Annotated in this window: 2 protein-coding genes; both read right to left on the bottom strand. The window is 35.3% G+C overall.

Annotated elements, in window-relative coordinates; translation table 11 throughout:
* Window positions 1–36 precede the first annotated feature (36 nt).
* Window positions 37–801 carry an IS21-like element helper ATPase IstB gene (istB, locus tag NLW78_RS15450; RefSeq protein WP_254498041.1) on the bottom strand — a complete coding sequence of 255 codons (765 nt, stop codon included), beginning with the start codon at window positions 799–801 and terminating at the stop codon, window positions 37–39.
* Entirely contained in the window at window positions 798–2,369 is a 1,572-nt protein-coding gene (gene istA / locus NLW78_RS15445; protein WP_254498040.1) for an IS21 family transposase, read from the bottom strand. Before istA ends, istB begins: the two co-directional genes overlap by 4 nt.
* Window positions 2,370–2,539: the final 170 nt, after the last annotated feature.

The following is a 2,539-nucleotide window of genomic DNA, read 5'->3' as shown; positions in this document are numbered from 1 at the left end:
TGTGACCGTCAAGTAAAATGTTACAGTTTTTGCTGATTAATTTGTTACACTTTCCTGCCCGAAGATGTTCTTTCGATGCTTCATTCGATAACTGTCACCGTTTAAATGGATAATTTCAACACGGTGTACAATTCGGTCTAGTATTGCAGTCGTTATGGCAGGGTCTCCTAAGAGTTCGCCCCATTCTTTTGGTGCTTTATTCGAAGTTAAAACAATCGATGTTTGATCATGTAAATCATTAATCAAATGGAAGAATAGATTTGCTTCTTGTTGATCCATTGCCATAAACATTAAGTCATCAATAATAACTAAATCGGCATCTCTCATTCGTTTTAATCTTGTTTTTGATTTACGTGTTATTTCCTCTGTTTTTAATGCATGCACAAGATCCCCCATTGAAGTGAAGATGACTTTATATCCTTCATATATTGCTTTGATTCCTAACCCTATGGCCAGGTGTGTTTTTCCCACACCTGGAGGGCCCAATAAAACTAAATTGTACAGCTGGTCAATCCATGTAAGATCACCCAACTGGTTAAGCTGTTTCTTGCTTAATGACTGTTGCTCTTTAATATCAAACTCTTCGAGTGTTTTATAGTCTGGAAAGGTTGCCCATTTCAACCGTTTTTCAACCTGTTTTTCTTCTCTACGTTTTTGTTCATATTGCATGATATCAAGTAAAAACTTTGTGTAAGAATGGTCATTTTGTTCAGCTTGTTTAATTAATTCTGTTAGGTGATTAGATGTCTCAACGAACCGTAAGGTTCTCATAAGTTCTTGTAATTGATTGATTTGTGTCATTGAGAATCACCTTCTAATATAGAGTAATACTTGTCCATTTCTCTTTTTGATGCATTTGTATCCATTACCCAATGGGAAGTCATCGTTGTAGGTCGTTTCATTTGTTCAGCGTTATCGTTTCGAGTAATGTGTAACGATCGTTGCCGTTTTAGGTACCCAATGATGTCGCTGAAATCTGTACCACTATAAAGATTTCGATGAATACATTCTTCGAGCGCGTTATTAATAATCATAGAATGATTTCTTTTGATAGAATTTAATATCAGCTGTAATTGATCACGAATGTAACGTGGATTCTTTTCTCTAACTCTTGATATAAACTCATGAGCTAATTCTTGATTATCAAAATAAGTTGCCACTGAATCGATAAAGGCATCTATTCCTTTAGTACGGTCACGTTGATGTTTACGATCTTGTATAAGTTTTCCTTTCTCTATTGATATTTGATGCTTAGCCAAGATCTCCCCATCAGGACTACAAATGATGAGCTTTTCATCATCAACGACTGTAAGATAAACCTTCTTATATTTATGGAAACTCCCTAATGGTAGTGAGTACCGATTAGATAAATACCGTATGGTATTGTCCTTACGTATAGACCTTGATATACTGTTATTGTTGTTATTTTGAACATCAATGATGTTCGTGACTGGTTTTAAGTGTTGTTTTTCAAGGGCAAACACTTCAACCGGTCTTTTTTTTGTGGTGTTATGAACTTTGGCGTTTCCAGTTCGGTTGAGCCATTCTATCGCATGTTCATTCCATGATTCTAAGTTATGAAATAGTCTATGCTTAGCGTAATTATGCTTGATAAAACCTACGACATTTTCTATTTTACCTTTACTCTCAGGATCCGCTTTCCTACATACAAACAAGTTTAACTTCTTTGCTTCTTTATACCTTTGAAACTCCTCAGTCAAAATTAAATCACCATTATTTTCACTAACAACGAGTAAATTATCTTGATCATATACCAACTCGTTAGGGATACCATGAAACCATTGAAAGGCTAACTCATGTGATTCAATAACGTCTTTCGTTGTAAAAGGACGGTCTAGCCAATACATGTATTTATAACGAGAATGAGATAATACAAATGCAATGAAATATAGTTTAACTGTTCCTGCTCCATTGGATTTCTTATTTTTTGTCTGGCCGAAGTCCACTTGGACTTGTTCTCCTAATGGAGGATCGGGTATAGCCTCATATGATCTAGGCAATGTCTCTTTAGGTATGTTGTATTCTTTTCTTAGTTCTCTCACATAAGATCTAACAGTACTTTCTCCAACTTCAAAAGATGGATATTTCTCAAGTAGCCAATCTTGTACTTGAGCTGCCGTCATATCTGGGTACTGCCTCAACCAGGAAAGAATTAATTCTTTATACTTATCAAGCTTCTTCTCTCTTGATTGAATAGTAACCATCCATTCTGCCATCTCCTGCGGATTTCTATTTAAATAGCGATATAAAGTTGGCCTTGAAATCCCAAGTTTTTGTGCAACCTTACTTTTACTAAATCCTTGTTTTAATAGTTGATCAATTTCCATATACACTTGCCACTTAACCACCTTTCAAACCTCCTCAAACACTTTCAGATATACAAATCTATTATATCTAGTGTCTAAGAAGAAAAATTAGTTTTTTTCCTGGATCTCTTGGAGAGTCACCAGAGTCTTAATGGACAAGAAGTGTTAAATCTTATCAAGCGGAAACTGTTACATTTAGTTTAGCAGTCACA

The sequence above is a fragment of the Salirhabdus salicampi genome (assembly GCF_024259515.1).
GTDB lineage: Bacteria > Bacillota > Bacilli > Bacillales > Alkalibacillaceae > Salirhabdus_A > Salirhabdus_A salicampi.
The sequence above is the reverse complement of the archived record's forward strand: the minus strand, read 5'-3'. Positions and strand labels throughout refer to the sequence as shown.